At 54.5% G+C, this 20,613-nt stretch carries 18 protein-coding genes and 2 tRNA genes; 18 read left to right on the top strand and 2 right to left on the bottom strand.

The window, feature by feature from the left end:
- Positions 1-168: 168 nt before the first annotated feature.
- Positions 169-1,350, bottom strand: a complete 1,182-nt coding sequence (locus ACP3PW_RS10915) for a pyridoxal phosphate-dependent aminotransferase (RefSeq protein ID WP_426416725.1) — start codon at positions 1,348-1,350, stop codon at positions 169-171.
- 149 nt (positions 1,351-1,499) lie between these two features.
- Between ACP3PW_RS10915 and uvrB the strand changes: the two genes are divergently transcribed.
- The 4 genes from uvrB (at position 1,500) to ACP3PW_RS10935 (ending at position 7,360) form a co-directional block, all read left to right on the top strand.
- The gene (gene uvrB / locus ACP3PW_RS10920; RefSeq protein ID WP_426416726.1) at positions 1,500-3,509 is read left to right on the top strand and encodes an excinuclease ABC subunit UvrB; all 2,010 of its coding nucleotides are present in this window, start codon (positions 1,500-1,502) and stop codon (positions 3,507-3,509) included.
- 123 nt (positions 3,510-3,632) lie between these two features.
- Positions 3,633-4,913, top strand: a complete 1,281-nt coding sequence (tviB, locus tag ACP3PW_RS10925; RefSeq protein ID WP_426416727.1) for a Vi polysaccharide biosynthesis UDP-N-acetylglucosamine C-6 dehydrogenase TviB — start codon at positions 3,633-3,635, stop codon at positions 4,911-4,913.
- 72 nt (positions 4,914-4,985) lie between these two features.
- A complete protein-coding gene (locus tag ACP3PW_RS10930) occupies positions 4,986-6,347 on the top strand; it encodes a UDP-glucose dehydrogenase family protein (protein WP_426416728.1) in 1,362 nt (453 codons plus the stop codon).
- On the top strand, positions 6,344-7,360 hold the full coding sequence (locus ACP3PW_RS10935; protein ID WP_426416729.1) for an NAD-dependent epimerase: 1,017 nt from the start codon (positions 6,344-6,346) through the stop codon (positions 7,358-7,360). The genes ACP3PW_RS10930 and ACP3PW_RS10935 overlap by 4 nt, the downstream gene beginning before the upstream one ends.
- A gap of 83 nt (positions 7,361-7,443) precedes the next feature.
- Here the strand turns inward: ACP3PW_RS10935 and ACP3PW_RS10940 are convergent, their stop codons facing one another.
- On the bottom strand, positions 7,444-8,148 hold the full coding sequence (locus ACP3PW_RS10940; protein ID WP_426416730.1) for a DUF3581 family protein: 705 nt from the start codon (positions 8,146-8,148) through the stop codon (positions 7,444-7,446).
- A 162-nt stretch (positions 8,149-8,310) separates the two neighbouring features.
- Here ACP3PW_RS10940 and ACP3PW_RS10945 point away from each other — a divergent pair, with 162 nt between their 5' ends.
- The 14 genes from ACP3PW_RS10945 to ACP3PW_RS11010 all read left to right on the top strand — a co-directional run bounded on the left by ACP3PW_RS10945 (position 8,311) and on the right by ACP3PW_RS11010 (position 20,458).
- Positions 8,311-8,940: a MarC family protein gene (locus tag ACP3PW_RS10945; protein WP_426416731.1), complete on the top strand. Its 630-nt coding sequence runs from the start codon at positions 8,311-8,313 to the stop codon at positions 8,938-8,940.
- Between the two features lie 83 nt (positions 8,941-9,023).
- Positions 9,024-9,100, top strand: a tRNA-Val gene (locus ACP3PW_RS10950).
- 91 nt (positions 9,101-9,191) lie between these two features.
- On the top strand, positions 9,192-11,120 hold the full coding sequence (gene thrS, locus ACP3PW_RS10955) for a threonine--tRNA ligase (protein ID WP_426416732.1): 1,929 nt from the start codon (positions 9,192-9,194) through the stop codon (positions 11,118-11,120).
- A 20-nt stretch (positions 11,121-11,140) separates the two neighbouring features.
- Complete coding sequence (gene infC / locus ACP3PW_RS10960; protein WP_426416733.1) at positions 11,141-11,689, top strand: translation initiation factor IF-3; 549 nt, start codon at positions 11,141-11,143, stop codon at positions 11,687-11,689.
- A 120-nt stretch (positions 11,690-11,809) separates the two neighbouring features.
- A complete protein-coding gene (gene rpmI, locus ACP3PW_RS10965) occupies positions 11,810-12,004 on the top strand; it encodes a 50S ribosomal protein L35 (protein ID WP_426416734.1) in 195 nt (64 codons plus the stop codon).
- Between the two features lie 47 nt (positions 12,005-12,051).
- The gene (gene rplT, locus ACP3PW_RS10970) at positions 12,052-12,408 is read left to right on the top strand and encodes a 50S ribosomal protein L20 (protein WP_426416735.1); all 357 of its coding nucleotides are present in this window, start codon (positions 12,052-12,054) and stop codon (positions 12,406-12,408) included.
- A gap of 199 nt (positions 12,409-12,607) precedes the next feature.
- The gene (pheS, locus tag ACP3PW_RS10975; RefSeq protein ID WP_426416736.1) at positions 12,608-13,606 is read left to right on the top strand and encodes a phenylalanine--tRNA ligase subunit alpha; all 999 of its coding nucleotides are present in this window, start codon (positions 12,608-12,610) and stop codon (positions 13,604-13,606) included.
- Positions 13,607-13,697: 91 nt separating this feature from the next.
- Positions 13,698-16,070, top strand: a complete 2,373-nt coding sequence (pheT, locus tag ACP3PW_RS10980) for a phenylalanine--tRNA ligase subunit beta (RefSeq protein WP_426416737.1) — start codon at positions 13,698-13,700, stop codon at positions 16,068-16,070.
- 3 nt (positions 16,071-16,073) lie between these two features.
- On the top strand, positions 16,074-16,376 hold the full coding sequence (gene ihfA / locus ACP3PW_RS10985) for an integration host factor subunit alpha (protein WP_426416738.1): 303 nt from the start codon (positions 16,074-16,076) through the stop codon (positions 16,374-16,376).
- Positions 16,357-16,713 (top strand): MerR family transcriptional regulator, encoded by a 357-nt coding sequence (locus tag ACP3PW_RS10990; protein ID WP_426416739.1) that lies wholly within the window; start codon positions 16,357-16,359, stop codon positions 16,711-16,713. The genes ihfA and ACP3PW_RS10990 overlap by 20 nt, the downstream gene beginning before the upstream one ends.
- A 96-nt stretch (positions 16,714-16,809) precedes the next feature.
- Positions 16,810-16,886, top strand: a tRNA-Pro gene (locus ACP3PW_RS10995).
- Positions 16,887-17,315: 429 nt separating this feature from the next.
- Positions 17,316-17,516 carry a hypothetical protein gene (locus tag ACP3PW_RS11000; protein WP_426416740.1) on the top strand — a complete coding sequence of 67 codons (201 nt, stop codon included), beginning with the start codon at positions 17,316-17,318 and terminating at the stop codon, positions 17,514-17,516.
- A 483-nt stretch (positions 17,517-17,999) separates the two neighbouring features.
- Positions 18,000-19,112 (top strand): phosphoserine transaminase, encoded by a 1,113-nt coding sequence (locus tag ACP3PW_RS11005; RefSeq protein ID WP_426416741.1) that lies wholly within the window; start codon positions 18,000-18,002, stop codon positions 19,110-19,112.
- 176 nt (positions 19,113-19,288) lie between these two features.
- The gene (locus tag ACP3PW_RS11010; protein ID WP_426416742.1) at positions 19,289-20,458 is read left to right on the top strand and encodes a phosphoglycerate dehydrogenase; all 1,170 of its coding nucleotides are present in this window, start codon (positions 19,289-19,291) and stop codon (positions 20,456-20,458) included.
- Positions 20,459-20,613: the final 155 nt, after the last annotated feature.

Here is a 20,613-nt window from a genome sequence, read left to right on the forward strand (position 1 = left end):
ATTTTCTTGGCCGGATTTGAACGTAACATCGCTAAGTTGTTTTCAATTTTGCAGATTGAATGGCCTGCAATAACACCACATTCGAACGCCCTGCGCAACCGCCATTGGGCAAATTGCGACCAAAGAACAGTGGTCGAGTCAGTCGGGGGCGGAGACCCTCCCGATTCACTATTGACCCAATGCTTGCTCAATGCGATCCAGTGCATCGCTCAGTTGCGCACGGCTGGTGGCATAGGAGAGTCGCATATAACCTTCGGCGCCGAAGGCCGAGCCGGGCACCAGGGCAACCCCCGCCTCATTAAGCAGTCGCTCGGCCAACTCCAGGTCCGTTTCCCCGCGAGCCTGAAGTACCTCGTGAAAGCTGGGGAAGCTGTAAAAGGTACCGTCGCTGGGGATCGCGTAGATGCCCTCAATACGGTTGAGGCGGGAGAGCACAAAATCGTGGCGCAGCTTAAATGCTTTTAACATCTCCTGTACGCATTGCTGGGGACCCGCCAATGCAGCGGTCGCTGCTGCCTGTGCAATGGAGCAAGGGTTGGAAGTGCTTTGGGATTGTACCTTCTTCATGGCCCCGATTAACCGCTCGGGACCCGCCGCATAGCCGATGCGCCAACCGGTCATCGAGTAGGCTTTGGAAACGCCGTTAAGCACGATAGTGCGTTCGTAAAGGGCGGGGCATACATTAAGAATGTTGCAGAAGGGCTCCTTCGCCCACAGGATGTGCTCGTACATATCGTCGGTCGCCACCAGGATCTGCGGGTGCTTGATCAGCACGTGGGCGAGCTGGGTTAACTCCTCACGGGTATAGGCGACGCCGGTCGGGTTGGAGGGACTATTGAGTACCAGCAAACGGGTGCGGGGAGTGATCGCAGACTCCAGTTGCTCGGCGCTCATTTTGAATCCCTGTTGCTGGCCAGCGTCGACAATAACGGGGGTGGCTTCGGCAATACGCACCATATCCGGATAGGAGACCCAGTAGGGGGCAGGGATGATCACTTCGTCCCCCGGGTTTAGCAGTGCCAGTGATAGATTGAAAAAGCTCTGCTTACCGCCGCAAGATACAAGAACCTGTTTCGGTTGATACCCCAGCTGGTTGTCTCGGCTGAATTTGTCGATGATCGCGCGTTTCAATTCAGGGGTACCATCGACGGCGGTGTACTTGGTCTTGCCGTCCCGAATTGCCTGGATAGCCGCCTCCTTTATGTGTTCTGGCGTGTCGAAGTCCGGCTCCCCGGCACCGAGCCCGATAATCTGCTTACCCGAGGCGCGCAATTCGGCGGCTCGGCTGGTGATGGCTAGGGTAGGGGAGGGTTTAATCTGTTGTACGCGCTGTGATTGGAGAAGATCCACGCCTGGCTGCCTCTTTGATAAACGGGGGGACTGGGTTAGCATTGCCGGTTCACTGTACCGCTTTTTATGTTGAGCCTATTCGCCGCTCCGCACCACGGGTTCGCAAACCGGTATAGTCTACTATAGAGCGTTTTAACGCAGGAACCCGAATGGACCGAGAATTCAAGGTCTCATCCCGCTTTGACCCCGCCGGGGATCAGCCGCAGGCCATTAGTAAGCTGATCGCCGGTATTGACGCCGGGCTGGCGACCCAGACCCTGCTCGGTGTCACCGGTTCGGGTAAGACGTTTACTATTGCCAATGTGATCGCGAGCATTCAGCGCCCTACGGTGGTGATGGCACCTAACAAAACCCTGGCCGCTCAACTCTACGGTGAGTTCAAGGAGTTTTTTCCCAATAACGCGGTTGAGTATTTCGTCTCCTATTACGACTATTACCAGCCGGAAGCCTATGTGCCGACCTCGGATACCTATATCGAGAAAGACGCCTCGATTAACGATCATATAGAGCAGATGCGCCTCTCCGCCACCAAGGCGCTGTTGGAGCGGCCGGATGCCATTATTGTGGCGACTGTGTCAGCGATCTACGGTCTGGGTGACCCGGAATCCTACCTCGGAATGATGATGCACCTTGATCGTGGCGATCGTATCGACCAGCGTGCGGTGTTGCGTCGACTCGCCGAGCTGCAATACACCCGCAATGATACGGAGTTGCACCGCGGTACGTATCGCGTTAGGGGTGATGTAATTGACGTGTTTCCAGCCGAATCGGACATGGAGGCGGTACGGGTTGAGTTATTCGATGATGAGGTGGAGAGCCTGAGCTATTTCGACCCCCTGACGGGCGAAGTGCTGCGCCGGGTGCCGCGGGTAACGGTCTACCCCAAGTCCCACTATGTGACGCCGAGGGAAACGCTACTCGATGCAATGGAACATATAAAAGTCGAACTGGATGAACGGCTGCAGCAGCTGCGGGAGGCCAACAAACTGGTCGAACTGCAACGCCTGGAGCAGCGGACTCGTTTTGACCTTGAGATGATTATGGAGCTGGGGTACTGCTCTGGAATCGAAAACTACTCCCGTTACCTGTCGGGGCGTGAGTCGGGCCAGCCACCCCCTACCCTGTTTGACTATATTCCTGATGACGCGCTGCTGGTGCTCGATGAGTCCCACGTCACCGTACCCCAGATCGGCGCAATGTATAAGGGGGACCGCTCTCGTAAGGAAACCCTGGTGGAGTTTGGCTTCCGCTTGCCGTCGGCGTTGGATAATCGGCCTATGCGGTTCGAGGAGTGGGAGCAAAAACGGCCCCAGACTATTTTTGTGTCGGCGACTCCCGGAGCCTATGAAGAGCTGCATCAGGGGCAGGTAGTCGAGCAGGTGGTGCGTCCCACCGGGCTGGTGGACCCCCAGATTGAGGTGCGGCCGGCATCAACCCAGGTTGATGATCTGCTATCCCAGATTAACCAGCGGGTGGGCAGTGGTGACCGGGTGTTGGTGACCGTACTGACCAAGCGCATGGCCGAAGATCTCACCGATTATCTGGCGGACCATGATGTGCGCGTCCGTTACCTGCACTCGGATATCGATACGGTTGAACGAGTGGAGATTATTCGTGACCTGCGGCTCGGGGCCTTTGATGTACTGGTTGGTATCAACCTGCTACGGGAGGGGCTCGATATGCCGGAGGTGTCATTGGTCGCCATTCTGGATGCAGATAAAGAGGGTTTCTTACGCTCGGAGCGCTCCCTGATCCAGACCATCGGGCGTGCGGCGCGAAATTTAAACGGCAAGGCCATTCTCTATGGGGATCGCGTTACCGGATCGATGGAGCGCGCGATCGGGGAAACGGAACGTCGCCGAAATAAACAGATCGAGTTTAATCGAGAGCACGGTATTGTTCCCAAAGGGGTTCATAAGGATATCGCCGATATTCTGGAGGGTGCAGTTGCTCCTGGCAGTAAAGGTCGCTCCCGTCGCAAGGTCGCGGAAAAAAGTGCTGATTATGATGCCTCTGCCATGACACTGGAGCAGTTGACCACTAAAATTGCGGAGCTTGAGGAGAAAATGTACCAGCACGCCAGGGATCTGGAGTTTGAGCAGGCCGGAGTAGTCCGGGACGAAATCGCCCGCTTGCGCACCCAGTTACTGAATCGTTAGGGGCAGTCAGTCGGAGAGGGCTCGCCCCCCCGGGTGAGCCGTTGGCAGTTGTGTTGTCGCTAGGCCGGTTTGGTAAAGAGTCAGCTGGATTAGGGATGAAATTTGCAGATTAAGGAGAGTGTCGTGTTCAGGGAGCTTGAAGAGGTTCGAATCGGGGTCGTTGGTCTCGGTTATGTCGGGTTGCCGCTTGCGGTGGAGTTCGGTAAATATTACGACACGGTTGGTTTTGATATTGATCAGGGCCGTGTACAGGAGCTTGGCTCAGGATGCGACCGTACCCTGGAGGTCGACGCCTCTGAATTGGCCCAGGCGCAACACCTCACGTACAGTTGTGAGCTGGAAGGTTTGCGTGATTGCAATGTCTATATCGTCACCGTACCTACCCCCATCGACCGTTTCCATAACCCGGACCTGACACCGCTCACCCGGGCCAGCGAAAGCCTGGCAACGGTGATCGCGGCAGGAGATGTGGTGATCTATGAGTCCACCGTTTATCCCGGTGCCACCGAAGAGCACTGTATACCGATTATCGAGCAAGGTTCAGGGTTGGTTTATAACCGGGATTTTTTCGCAGGCTACAGTCCCGAGCGAATCAATCCTGGTGATAAGGAGCACCGACTCGTCAATATCCTTAAAGTAACCTCGGGTTCCACCCCGCCAATAGCCGACTTTGTTGACGCGCTCTACGCCAGCATTATTACCGCTGGAACCCATAAAGCCAGCAGCCTGCGTGTAGCTGAAGCGGCAAAAGTGATCGAAAACACCCAGCGTGACCTGAATATCGCCCTCATCAACGAGCTGGCGTTGATCTTTGAGAAGCTGGATATCGACACTATCGAAGTGTTGGAGGCGGCAGGCACCAAATGGAACTTCCTGCCTTTTCGTCCCGGCCTTGTGGGAGGGCATTGCATCGGTGTTGATCCCTACTACCTCACCTATAAGGCTCAGGAGATAGGCTACCGCCCTGAGGTGATCATGGCCGGGCGGCGCATTAACGACCGCATGGGCGCATACGTGGCGGAGAAGCTGATAAAGGCGATGATCGCCCAAAAAATCGACGTGGCGCAGAGCCGTGTTGTCATATTGGGGCTAACCTTTAAGGAGAACTGCCCGGACCTGCGCAATACCCGCGTTATCGATATCGTTGAGGAGCTCAAGGGCTGGGGGGTAGCGGTGGATATTCACGACCCCTGGATCGATTGCGATGAGGCGCAGCACGAATACGGAGTCGAGGTCATGGCGGAGTGCCCGCAACGCAAGTATGACGCTGTTGTGCTGGCCGTGGGTCATGAGCAGTTTGCACGTATGTCTCGCGAGCAGTTTGATGCCCTGCGTAATGAAGCATCGGTGTTATTTGATGTGAAGTCAGTGCTCCCCAAAGGATGGGCGGATCTGCGTTTATAACCTGCCTGGCACGGGCAACCCTGATATCAGGGGCACTCCCGAAATAATGATTGTGAAAGGATTACAGAAATAATGCAGCTGACAATATTTGGAACCGGATACGTGGGTTTGGTTACCGGCGCTTGCCTGGCCGAGGTCGGTCACCATGTGCTCTGTGTCGATGTTGATCAAGCGAAGATCGACTGCCTGCTACGCGGTGAAATTCCTATCTATGAGCCGGGCCTTGATGTTCTGGTGCACCGCAATCGTGAACTGGGGCGGTTGCAGTTTTCCACCGACGTTCGCCGTGGCGTGGAGTACGCGGAAATTCAGTTCATCGCCGTCGGCACGCCTCCCGACGAAGATGGTTCTGCGGACCTGCAGTATCTGTTGGCAGTGGGGCGGGAAATTGGGCGTTATATGCCCGATAAAAGACTGGTCATCGACAAATCAACGGTGCCGGTAGGGACCGCCGACAAGGTGCGGGCCGCCATAGCCCAGCAGCTGTCCGAGCGTGGGCTGGATCTTTCATTCGATGTGGTGTCCAACCCTGAGTTTCTAAAAGAGGGGGCCGCGATTGACGATTTTATGAAACCTGATCGTATTATCGTCGGTACCGAGAATGAGCGAAGCCGCTCGTTAATGAAAGAGCTTTATGCACCGTTCAACCGCAGCAGTGACCGCATGATTTTTATGGATCTGCGTTCGGCAGAGCTAACGAAGTACGCAGCCAACGCCATGCTGGCGACTAAAATCAGTTTTATGAACGAGATGGCCAACCTGGCGGAGCATTTGGGGGCCGATATCGAACAGGTGCGGCGGGGGATCGGCTCCGATCCACGCATCGGTTACCACTTTATCTATCCCGGGTGCGGTTATGGCGGATCCTGTTTTCCCAAGGATGTGCAAGCGCTGGAGCGGACGGCCAATGAGGTCAGCTACGAAGCATCGTTGCTGCAAGCGGTCGAACAGGTTAATCGGCAGCAAAAGAAAAAACTCTATCAGCGTATTGATCAGTACTTCAGCGGCAACTTGCAAGGCAAAACCCTGGCTCTTTGGGGCTTGGCGTTTAAGCCTCGCACCGATGATATGCGAGAAGCACCGAGTCGAGCTTTGATGGAGGCTTTGTGGAGGGCTGGCGCCAGAGTGCGAGCTTACGATCCGCAAGCGATGGGAGAGGCGCGGCGCATCTATGGCGAACAGGATCAACTGCAGCTGTGCGCTAGCGCGCAGGAAGCCCTGGCCGGCGCTGATGGGTTGGTGATCTGTACCGAATGGAGTGAGTTTCGCGCACCCGATTTCGCCACTATTCGCGACAGTCTGTCGGCACCGGTAATTTTTGATGGTCGCAACCTGTATGACCCGGTTGCGCTTCGTGAACAGGGACTGGACTATATCGCGATCGGTCGTTCCAACTGGCCATCCGAGGCTATGTCCCCTGGTGGTGCGGTATGAATGTACTGGTAACGGGTGCTGCCGGGTTTATTGGATACCACCTGTGTCAGTATCTGCTGGCCCGCGGGGATAGCGTGGTTGGCATCGATAATCTTAATGACTATTACGATGTTAATTTAAAGCAGGCACGCTTGCGGGAGTTGAAGCGAGGCCTGGGATGCGACCGGTTTCGCTTTATCAAAATGGATATCGCCGATAAAACGGCGCTAGAGGCCCTGTTTCAGGAGGGCGGTTTTTCGCGGGTGGTAAACCTGGCTGCACAAGCCGGGGTGCGCTACTCCCTGGAAAACCCCGATGCCTACATCAGCTCCAATATCGTAGGTTTTATGAATGTGCTGGAGGGGTGTCGCCATCAGGGAATAGAACACCTGGTTTACGCCTCTTCCAGTTCGGTGTACGGGGCTAATGAATCCCTGCCTTTTAGCGAGCACGATAATGTGGACCATCCATTGTCGCTCTATGCCGCCACCAAAAAATCCAATGAGTTGATGGCCCACACCTACTCTTCACTCTACCAGTTACCTACAACGGGACTTCGATTCTTTACGGTCTATGGTCCCTGGGGTCGCCCCGATATGGCGCTATTTCTGTTTACCCGTAACATTCTGGCGGGTGAACCGATCGATGTTTTCAACCATGGCCATCATCGAAGGGATTTCACCTACATCGACGATATCGTTGAAGGGGTTGTGCGCTCACTGGATGATGTTGCTGTCGCGGATGCTGGTTGGAAGGGCCTCAGTCCCGATCCGGCCACCTCATTCGCGCCCTGGAGAGTGTTTAACATCGGCCATGGTGAGCCGGTAGAGCTGATGACCTACATCCGTACCATCGAGCAGGTCGTAGGGCGCAAGGCGCAGATCAACTTTCAGCCCATGCAGCCGGGGGATGTCCCCGAAACCGCGGCGAATGTGGACGCGCTGGAGGCAGCGGTGCGCTATCGGCCGGGTACTGATGTAGAGGAGGGGGTTGAGCGATTCGTACGCTGGTACCGAAATTTCTATTCTGTTTGAGTGGCAGCGATCTTCAAAAGCCCCTAAATGGATAAAAAAGAGCGAACAACCCGGGTTGTGCGCTCTTTTTGAGTAGCAAAAAATCAGGCGGCGAAGAGGGATTTGCGCTCATTGTAGGCGTTGATCAGCTGGTCGATAACCGGCTGTTCGTAGCTGCGCAGGCTGCTCATGATCATGCGTTTCTCGCCCTGCCCTACGACCTCACCATTTTCACTAAAGCTGAAGTTCATGGTGACGTTGCCACGCTTGCCTACCACGTCCAATGATGCGCCGGTAAATTCAACGGTGGGCGATGTCAGGTCAAGCCTGTCCAGCTCCAGGGCCATGCTCTCGTAGATCACCAGGGGGCGGTCGGGGTTAAACATAACGTTCTGCTCCGCCATAAGGGGGACCAGCAGGTGGGGGAAGTTCATGCCGGAGAAGGAAACATAGCTGCGGACCAGGGCTTCGATCATTGGCAGGTCGGTGCTGATGGCTCCGCTACGCTCTACGTCCAGGTACTCCTTCCCGTTATCGTCACAGACGCGCAGGTGACCGTCGCTTAGCTCCTGCAAGTCCAGCGCAACGCTCTCGCTGACCATGCCTGAGAAGGTAAATCGCATCTTTGTGCTAATCCCTGTTTTGCTCAACACCATTGCGAAAAGCAGGTCGCCGGGTACGCAAAAACGTTTTGCATCAACGTCGTGGATGACATTAAAGTCATTGGCGATTCGCTTGGCAAACTCGCTGGACTGCTCGCGGGTAAAGCAGAACTTGTCGTCGATGTTGCTATGAAAATGTTCTAACATGGCGTGAATCGTTACTCTTGAGCCTGTTGTAAGGTGTCCTTTGGCGCGCATACTATCATGTGCAAGAGCGGCAAAATGATACATTTTGTGAACGAATTGTGATCACTTGGTTGCGGGCGAAGAGTCTTTGCCCTGCTGTGAAAGTCCCGAATGGAGGTGGGTATGTTAACCAGTGCCGCGATGGCTAGCTTTATTGCGACCCTTTTTTCGATGATGAACCCGATAGGGAATATTGGGGTGTTTGCTGGTATGACGGGGGGGCTGCCTGACTCGGAGATACGTAAAATCGCCTGGAAAACGGGGTTCGCCATTGCGGTGACACTCCTGTTGGTAGTGTGGTTAGGCGACGTTTTGTTGAGGTTTTTTGGTATCAGCGTAGACGAGCTGAGGGCGGCCGGTGGCGTGGTGGTGTTAATCATCGGGCTGCATATGCTGTTTAATAAGTCTGAGCATAAGCATTCCACTGCCGAGCTGGAAGATGCCGAAACTAGGGATTCTATCGCTGTGGTACCCATGGCGATTCCTATAACTGCAGGTCCAGGGACCATGACCAGCGTATTACTGGTTTCCCAGCACCAACACCTGATTAGTCGTTTTGAAGTCTCCCTGATCGTGATTCTTATGGCTGTCCTGACCGCGCTGCTATACAGCTTTGCCGGTCCCCTCTCCCGTCGTCTGGGGGAGTCAGGGGTTGGTGTTGTGACCCGAATTATGGGGCTGGTGCTGTCAGCTATCGCCATGGGGATGTTGGCGGCGGGTCTGAAATCGCTGCTTCCCGGTTTGGCTGGATAGCCAAGCGCTTTTTTCATCGCTCTTGCTGCACGTGGGGTTTGACAGCTAAAGGGCGCAATGTATAATCGTCGCGTCCAAACGACAGGCGCGTAGCTCAGTTGGTTAGAGCGCCACCTTGACATGGTGGAGGTCGTTGGTTCGATTCCAATCGCGCCTACCAAATTTAAAGAAGCCGGCATCAGCCGGCTTTTTTTCGTTTTTAAACACGTGGCCTTTGGTAGGGGTCACCACTGATCAGAAGGATGTTAGCCATGCCCTCTATTACCCTTCCCGATGGCAGTATTCGTCAATTCGATAACCCGGTCACCATTATGCAGGTGGCCGAAGATATCGGTCCTGGCCTGGCCAAGGCCACCATCGCCGGCCGCGTTGATGGTGAGCTGCAAGATGCCTGCGAGCTGATTGCTGACGATGCTCAATTACAAATTATTACCGCCCGCGACGAGGAGGGGTTGGAGATTATTCGCCACTCTTGTGCGCACCTGATCGGGCATGCGATCAAGCAGCTGCAGCCCACGGCGAAAATGGCGATCGGTCCGGTTATCGAAGAGGGTTTTTACTACGACATCGATACCCCTGAAACGCTTACGATGGATGACCTTGCCGGGCTCGAAAAGCGCATGAAGGATCTGATCTCCAAGGGTTACGATGTTGTTAAAAAGTGGACGCCTGTGGCCGAAGCGCGTCGGATTTTTGAAGAGCGTGGAGAGCAGTACAAGGTTGAAATTATCGATGGTCTGGGTGAAGAGGTGGAGCAGGTTGGTCTCTATTACCACGAGGAGTACATCGATATGTGCCGTGGCCCCCACGTCCCTAATACCCGTTTTTTGAAAGCCTTTCAGTTAACCAAGTTGGCCGGTGCCTACTGGCGTGGGGATTCCAGCAATAAAATGCTGCAGCGAGTGTACGGTACTGCATGGGGTGACAAGAAAGCCTTGAAGGCCTACTTGCAGCGTATCGAAGAGGCCGAAAAGCGTGACCACCGCAAGCTGGGCAAGCGTCTGGACCTGTTCCATACCCAGGAGGAGGCGCCGGGGATGGTGTTCTGGCACCCGAATGGCTGGACCATCTATCAGGTGGTGGAGCAGTACATGCGTCAGGTGCAGCTCGATAACGGCTATCTTGAGATTAAAACTCCGCAGGTAGTTGATCGCACCCTATGGGAGCGATCCGGTCATTGGGATAAGTTTCAGGAGATGATGTTCACGACTCACTCCGAGAATCGCGATTACGCGGTCAAGCCCATGAACTGCCCTTGCCATATTCAGGTCTTCAACCAGGGGCTGCGCAGCTACCGTGACCTGCCCTTGCGGTTGGCTGAATTTGGCTCCTGCCATCGTAATGAGCCATCGGGAACCCTGCACGGCTTGATGCGGGTACGCAACTTCACCCAGGATGACGCCCATATCTTCTGTAGTGAAGAGGCGATTCAGGAGGAGGTGGCGACATTTATTGACCTGCTTTATGCCGTTTACAAGGATTTTGGCTTTGACCAGATTATTCTTAAGCTCTCCACGCGCCCCGAGCAGCGAGTCGGATCCGATGAGGTTTGGGATCAGTCGGAGGCAGCGCTTGAGGCTGCGCTGAACGCGACAGGGCTGGAGTGGGACCTGTTGCCGGGCGAAGGCGCCTTCTACGGTCCCAAGATTGAGTTTTCACTGAAAGATTGCATTGGCCGGGTTTGGCAGTGCGGTACCATACAGGTCGACTTCTCAATGCCCGGTCGTCTCGATGCGCAATTTGTAGCCGAGGATGGCTCGCGCCAAACGCCGGTTATGTTGCACCGGGCAATACTGGGCTCCTTTGAGCGTTTTATCGGTATTCTGGTAGAAAACTATGCCGGCGCGATGCCTGTTTGGTTGGCCCCTACCCAAGCCGTTGTCATGAATATTACGGACAATCAGGCCGAATATGCCCAAAAGGTTGAAAAAACCTTGAAAGAAGCGGGTTTCAGGGCCAATGCGGACTTGAGAAACGAGAAGATCGGCTTTAAAATCCGCGAGCACACAATTCAGAAAGTCCCTTATCAGCTTGTAGTGGGCGATAAGGAGATGGAAAATGGTAGCGTGGCGGTGCGAACACGGTCCGGAGAGGATCTTGGAAGTATGCCGCTGGATACTCTGGTTGAGCTAATAGCTACAGAAGTGGCCAAGCTCGGCAGAACCCAGGACGATGCCTGACGACAATCCGTATAGGAGAAGTGACAATTAAGCGAGATAATAAAAGGGAACGACGCGTACAGCTGCCCCCGATAAATGAAAATATCAAGGCTGTCGAAGTACGCCTCATTGGTCAGGATGGAGAGCAGATAGGCGTCGTACCTACCCAGGAAGCCCTGGGCATTGCTCGTGAAGCCGAATTAGACCTGGTAGAGATCAACGCAACATCGGAGCCTCCGGTGTGTAAGGTCATGGACTACGGGAAGCATCTGTTCGAGCTCAAGAAACAAAAAGCTGCTGCTAAGAAAAAGCAGAAGCAAATCCAGGTGAAAGAGATTAAATTTCGCCCGGGCACCGAAGAAGGGGATTATCGGGTAAAACTGCGCAACCTGATACGTTTCCTTGAAGAGGGCAACAAGGCTAAGGTTTCCTTGCGTTACCGCGGTCGGGAGATGGCTCACCAGGAGCTGGGAATGGAGCTGCTTAACCGGGTTGAAAAAGACCTGGAAGAGTACGGCACCGTTGAACAGCGTCCGAAAATGGAAGGCCGTCAACTGATCATGGTATTGGGCCCAAAAAAGAATAAGTGATCGTTTTCAGTGCATCCCTGGTTGGGCTCTCGGGCTTGGCCGGGTTGTGTTGTTTGATCGCTTTCATATTAACTGACCGGCTTTAACACAGGTTGAGCCGAGGAATGCGGAGTGCTTTAAATGCCAAAGATGAAAACCAAAAGCGGAGCAGCCAAACGCTTTAAGAAAACGGCCAATGGCTACAAGCGGAAGTGTGCTTTTAAAAGCCATATTCTGACCAAAATGACCACCAAGCGTAAGCGCCAGTTGCGCGGCACCAAGGGCATGGCCCCTGCCGACGTCGCTGCTGTTGATCGTATGTTGCGAGTGCGCTAAGCGTACCCGATTCTTATTGGTAGATTATGTTTTTTAGGAGATAGCTTATGCCTCGCGTAAAACGTGGTGTGGTGGCTCGCCGCCGTCACAAGAAAATTTTGAAGCAGGCTAAGGGTTACTACGGTGCCCGCAGTCGTGTATTTCGTGTAGCCAAACAGGCCGTAACCAAGGCTGGACAGTATGCTTACCGTGACCGTCGTCAACGTAAGCGCCAGTTCCGTGCCCTGTGGATTGCCCGTATCAATGCGGCTTCACGTTTGAACGGTCTGTCTTACAGCCGCTTCATCGCTGGTCTGAAGAAGGCCTCAATCGAGATTGACCGTAAGGTCCTGGCTGATATCGCCGTCCATGAGAAGTCAGCTTTTGCTGCGATCGTGAACAAAGCGAAAGAAGCGCTTGCTTGATCTCGTAAGAGAGCGTGAAAAAGGAGGCTTCGGCCTCCTTTTTTAATGCCTGGTGTTTATGACGGCAAGAGTTTGCACAAATGCTACGGGTAGGGGCTTCAGGCTGTGCAAGTTGCTGTTTTTTTAGGTCCTTTCCCGTTAATATACGGGGCTATTTTCTGTTGGGGCATCGGCCCTGCATGGTGTTCGGAGTTCAATAATGGAAAAACTGGAATCATTGGTTGCCGACGGCTTGCAAGCCGTCACCGCAGCGGCTGATGCGGCGGCACTGGATCAGGTGCGTGTGCAATACCTGGGCAAGAAGGGGGAGCTGACCTCGTTGCTTAAAAGCTTGGGTGCGTTGTCGGCAGAGGAGCGTCCAGCAGCCGGTGCAAAAATTAACGAAGCCAAGCAAAAGGTGCAAGACGCCATCAATGTTCGCAAAGAGGCGTTAGAGGGTGAAGTGCTGCAGCAGCGCCTGAGTGCTGAGACGATCGATGTGACGCTGCCGGGACGGGGGCAGGATCTGGGTGGTTTGCATCCGGTTACCCGCACGATGGAACGAATCGAAGCCTTTTTTTCCAATATCGGCTTTGAAGTCGCCGAAGGCCCGGAAATCGAAGACGATTACCATAACTTCGAAGCGCTCAATATACCGGGCCACCACCCGGCGCGGGCAATGCACGATACGTTCTACTTCGATGCCCATACACTGTTGCGCACCCATACATCGCCGGTTCAGGTGCGTGTTATGGAGGATCGCCAGCCACCGATTCGCATCGTGTGTCCCGGTAAGGTTTATCGTTGTGATTCCGATGTTACGCATACGCCTATGTTTCACCAGGTTGAAGGTTTGCTGGTCGATCGTAAGGTCAGCTTTGCCGATCTCAAGAGCACCGTTGAGGAGTTTTTGCGTGTATTCTTCGAGCGAGATCTTGCGGTACGCTTTCGCCCCTCCTATTTTCCCTTCACCGAGCCCTCTGCAGAGGTGGATATCGAGTGGGGACGTGACGCCGATGGCAATATTAAGTGGTTGGAAGTAATGGGGTGTGGCATGGTGCATCCCAAGGTGTTTACTGCGTCCGGCATCGATCCGGAGCAATACACCGGTTACGCCTTTGGTATGGGAGTGGAGCGCCTGGCGATGCTGCGCTACGGGGTGAACGACCTGCGATTGTTCTTTGACAATGATCTGCGGTTCCTCGAGCAGTTCCACTAAGTGGTTGCGGGGCGTAAATCAAGCGCTCCGCCGCCACAGATAAACAGAGTTCCGGGGCCGCGGCCCCTCGGTAAGCGAATCAGGAAAGCAGATGAAATTTAGCGAGCAATGGCTACGTCAGTGGGTAGATCCCAAAGCCACCATCGAAGAACTGACCCACCAGATCACCATGGCCGGACTCGAGGTCGATGGCGTAGAGCCGGTGGCCAGCGAGTTTTCCGGCGTAGTGGTCGCAGAGATTCTCTCGGCAGAACCGCACCCCGATGCCGATAAGTTGCAGGTGTGCCGGGTCAGCGATGGCAGCGAGGAGTTTCAGGTTGTTTGTGGTGCCCCCAATGCCCGTGCCGGTCTCAAAGCACCCTTTGCCCGGGTGGGTGCAGTGCTGCCCGGAAACTTCAAGATTAAAAAAGCCAAGCTGCGTGGAGTAGAGTCTTTCGGGATGCTTTGCGCCGAGGATGAACTGGGTATTTCAGATGAGCATGATGGCCTGATGGAGCTGGAGGGGAGTGCCCCGCTTGGTGTCGATCTGCGTATTTTTCTGACTCTGGATGATCGCGTCATCGATGTTGACCTGACTCCGAACCGCGCCGACTGCCTATCCATAGCCGGAATCGCTCGGGAAGTGGGGGTTAACTATCGGCAGCAGGTAACCCCGGTGGTTATCAATGCGACCAAGCCGGTAATCGAAGATCATTTTCCGGTCAGCCTGGAGGCGCCCGCCGACTGCCCCCGTTATGTCGGCCGGGTTATTCGCAATGTCGATGTCACCGCCAGCACGCCGCTATGGATGGTTGAGCGCCTGCGTCGTAGTGGTATCCGCAGTATCGATCCGATTGTCGATGTAACCAATTACGTGATGATCGAGCTGGGTCAGCCCATGCATGGTTTTGATCTGAACCAATTGCAAGGCTCGATTGTTGTTCGTCGTGCTCGCCAGGGTGAGACCCTTGTCTTGCTCGATGGTCAGGAGGTCACCCTTACGCCGGATGTGTTGTTGATTGCTGATCAGCAGCGTCCGCTGGCTCTGGCGGGCATCATGGGGGGGGAGGATTCCGGGGTCAGCGAGAGCACTCGGGATGTTTTCCTTGAAAGTGCTTTCTTTAACCCGATATCAATCGCGGGCAAGGCGCGCTCTTTTGGTTTGCATACCGATTCATCCCACCGTTTTGAGCGCGGTGTTGACCATCGGTTGCAGGCCAGGGCGACCGAGCGTGCAACGGACTTGATTCTCGAAATCTGCGGCGGCGAACCTGGTCCCGTGGTGGAGAGTTCCAGCGCCAAGCACTTGCCGGTTGAGCCCGTTGTGACCCTGCGTGCGCAGAAGGTAACTGATCTGCTAGGGCTTGAAATTCCCCACTCGGAGATTGAGGAGCTATTGAAGCGCCTCGGTATGTACCTTGAAGCGCAGGGTGATGGTGTCTGGAGTGTGCGGGTGCCGAGCTACCGCTTTGATATCGAACTCGAAGTTGACCTGATCGAGGAGCTCGTGCGCACCTACGGTTATCACCGCCTGCCATCGTCTGCTCCCCGGATGAGCTTGGGGATGAGGCCTTTGCCTGAGGCCCACGTGGGTTTAGGTCTCGTGCGGCGTACGCTGGTTGCTGTTGGCTATCGTGAAGCGATTAATTACAGTTTTATCGATCCCAAGCTGCAGAGTTTGTTTGAACCGGATCTTGCGCCGGTGGTGCTCTCCAACCCTATCTCTGTGGATATGTCGGTGATGCGCACGAGCCTGCTGCCGGGGTTGGTGAAAACTCTGGAGTACAACCTGAACCGCCAGCAGAGCCGAGTCAGGCTGTTTGAATCAGGTTTAACCTTTGTGCCCAGTGAGGGTGGAATCGAGCAAAAGTTGAAGCTGGCCGGCTTGATCTACGGTACCCGACATCCGGAAGGCTGGACGGGGGATAATGGCCGGGTTGATTTCTTTGATCTCAAAGGAGATATGGAAGCCGTGATGTCGTTGGGGGGGAATCGCAGCGAGTACAGTTTTAAGTCCATCAGCGATGTTCCCTATTTGCATCCAGGTCAAACTGCCGCTCTGTTCCACCAGGGGGTTCGTATGGGGCAGATGGGTGCGCTGCACCCCTCCATTCAGGCGAAGCTGGGTATCGATCACCCTGTCTACCTGTTCGAAGCGGATACGATGGATGGGTCTGTCGCAAAATTCAATGAATTATCCAAGCATCCGGAAGTTCGTCGGGATCTCGCAGTCCTGGTTGATCTGGCTGTAAATGCGGGTGATGTTCAGGATCTTGTACGTGAAGCCGCTGGCGACTGGCTCACAAACCTAAGGTTGTTTGACGTTTATCAAGGCAAAGGTATTGATCCACATAGAAAAAGTCTCGCTTTAGGCTTGACCTTACAGCATCCATCGCGCACTCTTACTGATGATGAGGTGAATGAAATATTCGCTAAAGTGGTGAGTGCACTGGAAGAGAGGTTTGATGCCACTCTAAGGATGTAATCTATGGGGGCTTTGACAAAGGCCGAAATGGCCGAGCGCCTGTTTGAGGAACTCGGCCTGAATAAGCGTGAAGCCAAGGAAATGGTAGAGATGTTTTTCGAAGAGATTCGAGATGCGCTCGAGAACAATGAGCAGGTCAAGCTGTCCGGTTTCGGTAACTTTGACCTCAGGGATAAGAGTCAGCGACCAGGTCGAAATCCGAAGACCGGCGAAGAGATTCCAATCACGGCGCGCCGTGTGGTGACCTTCAGGCCTGGACAAAAACTGAAAGCCAGAGTGGAAGCCTATGCTGGAGCCAAGCAATAACGACGAACTGCCCCCGATTCCGGGAAAGAGGTACTTCACCATTGGTGAGGTAAGCGACTTGTGTGCAGTGAAGCCTCATGTTCTGCGGTATTGGGAGCAGGAGTTCAACGAGCTCAATCCAGTTAAGAGACGAGGTAATCGTCGCTATTACCAGCGTCAGGATGTGTTGATGATACGGCAGATCCGTAGCCTGCTGTATGATCAGGGGTTCACTATTGGGGGGGCTCGCAACCGCCTCTCCGGTGACGAGGTTAAAGAGGATAACACCCAGTATCGACAGATCGTCAAACAGATGATTGCCGAGCTGGAAGATGTATTGGAAGTCCTTAAGAAGTAGTCGAAAAAGTCTTAAAAACTGTTTGCGGGTGTAGCCGATTGCTGTATTATTCGCACCGTCCTGCAGTTGAGGTTGTCGCCATTTCTGTAGTGCAGTCGGAACGTAGCGCAGCCTGGTAGCGCACCACAATGGGGTTGTGGGGGTCGGAGGTTCGAATCCTCTCGTTCCGACCATATTTCTAAAAAGCAGCTTTCGAGCTGCTTTTCTCGTTTCTGTCCCAGGCTGGCGCGTCCCTTTGTGTTGGCCCCTTTCGTTCTAGCGTCCAGTTGCGCCTGCGACCCCTCTTTGATCTCCACGTTTTGCTTGTAGTGCCTAACAAATATCTGACCGCTCTGGTTGTTGCTTTTTCTCATTTTTGATACTCCCAACCAAAAAATGAGATCTGGTTGGCATTTGTGTGTTGTTAATTTCAGGTTCCGGGTCTTGAAATCTTTCTAAATAGGGTGCTGGGTTGATCTTTGTCAACTGCCGACCTGTTTCCGTTGTTCTTCGCTCCATGTAGCACATTTGTAAGCGATTGGCATGGAGATTGTAAGGTTATAGGCAGGGAGGTCCCACAGTAGTGATGGGGCTGAAAATTCCTTCTGGTGTTGGAGTATGTGATGGATTTACATAACTACCGGGCGGCTGCGGCCAATGAATTGCAGCTGGGGACTTTTGATCGTGAGCTATGGTGTAACGCTCTGGGCATGAAGGATGGTCATGTTTCGGCGGCTCACGGAGCTTATGTCAGGATGCGTGCGCAAGTGTTGGCGGACTCATCAGACAGCGGCATGGTAAATGGATTTTCCAATAGGGATTAATGCAAGGGAGTATAGGGGGTAACTATGTGCAGCATTGAATATTGCCATAACAGCGAATGCGGTCACCCGTATCGAATTGAAACGATCGGCGGCTTACTGCCGGGAATGAAAAGTCTGGAATCAATAACCTGCCCGTATTGTCGGCACACCTACTGGGTGCGCAGCCACGGGATCTTCCGCTGCTTTCCACTCACCGCAAGACAAATGCTTGATCATGACCGTAGTCAGGGTATGCCGCTCGAGAGAGCAAGCTAACAGCCTGGCACGACTCTTGTCGGGATGCCCGCGCGACTAAATATCAAGCGAGCATCCAAGGTTTGCCTGCATTGGGTCTCGGCGCTTTGCTGCGTCGGCGTGGTGTGATATTTCCCGTGACCCACCTTTGGTCGTGCTCGCCAGCAGGATCGACCTTCCTCTATAATGCCCGTTTACCCGGCCTCGCCGTCGCCCCCTAACCCTGTTTTGCATCTTCGAGGAATATCCATGAAGCCCGCGATTAAACCGGCTAACCCTAATTTTTCATCTGGACCCTGCAGCAAGCGCCCTGGCTATGCACTGGATGCGCTTGATATCAGCACGCTGGGTCGTTCCCACCGCTCTTCGGTCGGTAAGGATGCGCTCGCTCGCGCCTGTTCGGAAACTGCGCGCCTGCTGGAACTACCCGAAGGTTATCGGGTGGGTGTTGTACCCGGCTCCGATACCGGGGCGATGGAGATGGCGATGTGGTCCCTGTTGGGTCCCCGCGCGGTGGATGTGTTTGCCTGGGAGTCCTTTGGTAAGGGGTGGTTAACCGATATTCTCAAGCAGCTAAAGCTTGCGCAGGTGAACGCCTATGAAGCCGATTACGGCCACCTGCCTGATTTTAGCCAGGCCAGTGCTGCCAACGACATCGTATTTACCTGGAATGGTACCACCTCCGGGGTGCGGGTCGATAACGCGGACTGGATCAGCGATCAGCGCGAGGGTCTAACCCTGTGTGATGCGACCTCATCCGTTTTCGCCATGGATATGCCCTGGGAGAAGCTGGATGTCGTCACCTTTAGTTGGCAGAAAGTGCTGGGCGGTGAGGGTGCTCACGGAATGTTGATCCTGAGCCCGCGGGCGGTGGAGCGACTCGAGACCTATACTCCGAGCTGGCCAATGCCGAAGATTTTCCGTATGACCAAAGCTGGAAAGCTGATCGAAGGGATCTTCCGCGGGGAGACGATCAATACACCCTCTATGCTGTGCGTAGCCGACTATCTGGATGCGTTGCAGTGGGTCGACAGTCTGGGAGGGGTTAGCGCGGCGATCGACAAGTCCCGTAAGAACCTCGCGGTACTGGAAAGCTTTGTTGCCGAGCGTGAGTGGATTCAGTTTCTGGCCCAGAGCCAACCGACCCGTTCCAACACCAGTATTTGCTTTACCCTCTCCCTCGAACAGGAGCAGGTTAAAAAGATGGCAAAACTGTTGGAGCAGGAGGGGGTCGCTTACGATATTGGATCCTACCGTGATGCACCACCAGGGCTCCGTATCTGGGGGGGAAGTACCGTCGAAGCCGCTGACCTTGAAGCGTTGCTGCCGTGGCTGGATTGGGCCTACGCTGAAGTTGCCTGACAGACCCCGGACCCTGCGGACGATGTTGAGGTCCGCAGGTAACCGCTTTGCGGTGCATCTATTGCGTCGGCTAGGGGGTTGTTCGATACCGATAAATTGGCAGTCACGAACTGAGCGCCTGAAACCCTGTAGATAGCTCCGGGTGCGGCCCATAACAATAAAAAGGAAAGCCATTGATGCACAAAATACGAACCTATAACCAGATCTCTGCGCTTGGTCTCGACCGCTTTTCTCGTAGCCTGTACGAGGTCGCCAGCGAAATCACTCACCCCGATGCATTTTTACTGCGCAGTCAAAATCTGCACAGTATCGAGCTTCCCGACACGCTGCAGGCGATTGCCCGCGCCGGTGCCGGTGTTAACAACGTGCCCACCGAGCGCTGTTCCGAGCAGGGGATCGTGGTGTTTAACACCCCCGGTGCCAATGCCAATGCGGTCAAGGAGCTGGTTCTCACCGGGTTATTGCTAAGCTCTCGTGGCGTTTCCGAGGGGTTGGCCTTTGTACAGTCGCTTGATGCTAACCAACCCGCTGACGAGATGGCCGCTTATCTGGAGGCACAAAAAAAGCGCTTCGCCGGTAGCGAAATCGCGGGCAAGACATTGGGGGTCGTCGGTCTCGGTGCGATCGGTTCAATGGTAGCCAATATGGCGCTTTCGTTGGGGATGGATGTGGTGGGATACGATCCGGCGATTTCGGTGGAAGCCGCCTGGAGACTCTCCAGCAAGGTCGGCAAGATGGATAACCTGCACAGCCTGCTAGCGCGTAGTGACTTCGTTAGCCTGCACGTACCAGCCTTTGAAGCGACCCATCACCTCATTAACAGCGATAGCCTGAAAAGCGCCAAGCCCGGACTCAAGCTGCTGAACTTTTCGCGGGAGGAGATCGTCGACCACGATGCGATTTTACCCGCATTGGCGGAGGGCGTGCTGGCGGCTTATGTAGCTGATTTCCCAACCCCGAACCTGATTGGGAAAGCGGGCGTGCTGCTATTGCCCCATATCGGTGCCAGCACTCGTGAGGCGGAGGAAAATTGCGCGGTAATGGCGGCTGAACAGCTGATCGACTACCTCGAAAATGGAAACGTTAAAAATTCGGTCAATTTCCCCAATATTCGCATGGACCGGGCGGGGGGAAGCCGTATCACCTTCTCCAACCACAACGTCTCCGGCGTGCTGGGGGATGTGCTTTCGGTGCTCGCCGAGCGTAAGGTCAATGTGCTCGACATGCTTAACAAGAGTCGCAACGAACTCGCCTATAACATCATCGACGTAGAAGGCAGTGCGACCGAGGATTTGGTGGCGGCGATCTCCGCGCTTGAGCACGTCATCAAGGTCAGGGTGATATAACCCTGGCGTCTGCTGCCCGGTGGTCGGACAAACATTGTCTGCTCAATATTGGAATCCTGGGGCGCGCTTCAGTACAATGCGCGCTTTTCACCTTCGGCAACGATGACGGTGGGCAAACGTCCGCTTAGGGTGTCCACAAGGCGAGCCTCAAAGGC

Source organism: Aestuariirhabdus sp. LZHN29, assembly GCF_049985285.1.
Lineage (GTDB): Bacteria > Pseudomonadota > Gammaproteobacteria > Pseudomonadales > Aestuariirhabdaceae > Aestuariirhabdus.

Bases quoted from the DNA above. Each gene is read 5' to 3' on its own strand.
- rpmI (WP_426416734.1), top strand. From the start codon at position 11,810: ATGCCAAAGATGAAAACCAAAAGCGGAGCAGCCAAACGCTTTAAGAAA.
- ACP3PW_RS11005 (WP_426416741.1), top strand. From the start codon at position 18,000: ATGAAGCCCGCGATTAAACCGGCTAACCCTAATTTTTCATCTGGACCC.
- pheT (WP_426416737.1), top strand. From the start codon at position 13,698: ATGAAATTTAGCGAGCAATGGCTACGTCAGTGGGTAGATCCCAAAGCC.
- rplT (WP_426416735.1), top strand. From the start codon at position 12,052: ATGCCTCGCGTAAAACGTGGTGTGGTGGCTCGCCGCCGTCACAAGAAA.
- ACP3PW_RS10990 (WP_426416739.1), top strand. From the start codon at position 16,357: ATGCTGGAGCCAAGCAATAACGACGAACTGCCCCCGATTCCGGGAAAG.
- ACP3PW_RS11010 (WP_426416742.1), top strand. From the start codon at position 19,289: ATGCACAAAATACGAACCTATAACCAGATCTCTGCGCTTGGTCTCGAC.
- ihfA (WP_426416738.1), top strand. From the start codon at position 16,074: ATGGGGGCTTTGACAAAGGCCGAAATGGCCGAGCGCCTGTTTGAGGAA.
- ACP3PW_RS10945 (WP_426416731.1), top strand. From the start codon at position 8,311: ATGTTAACCAGTGCCGCGATGGCTAGCTTTATTGCGACCCTTTTTTCG.
- ACP3PW_RS10930 (WP_426416728.1), top strand. From the start codon at position 4,986: ATGCAGCTGACAATATTTGGAACCGGATACGTGGGTTTGGTTACCGGC.
- pheS (WP_426416736.1), top strand. From the start codon at position 12,608: ATGGAAAAACTGGAATCATTGGTTGCCGACGGCTTGCAAGCCGTCACC.
- ACP3PW_RS10940 (WP_426416730.1), bottom strand. From the start codon at position 8,148: ATGTTAGAACATTTTCATAGCAACATCGACGACAAGTTCTGCTTTACC.
- ACP3PW_RS11000 (WP_426416740.1), top strand. From the start codon at position 17,316: ATGGATTTACATAACTACCGGGCGGCTGCGGCCAATGAATTGCAGCTG.
- ACP3PW_RS10935 (WP_426416729.1), top strand. From the start codon at position 6,344: ATGAATGTACTGGTAACGGGTGCTGCCGGGTTTATTGGATACCACCTG.
- thrS (WP_426416732.1), top strand. From the start codon at position 9,192: ATGCCCTCTATTACCCTTCCCGATGGCAGTATTCGTCAATTCGATAAC.
- uvrB (WP_426416726.1), top strand. From the start codon at position 1,500: ATGGACCGAGAATTCAAGGTCTCATCCCGCTTTGACCCCGCCGGGGAT.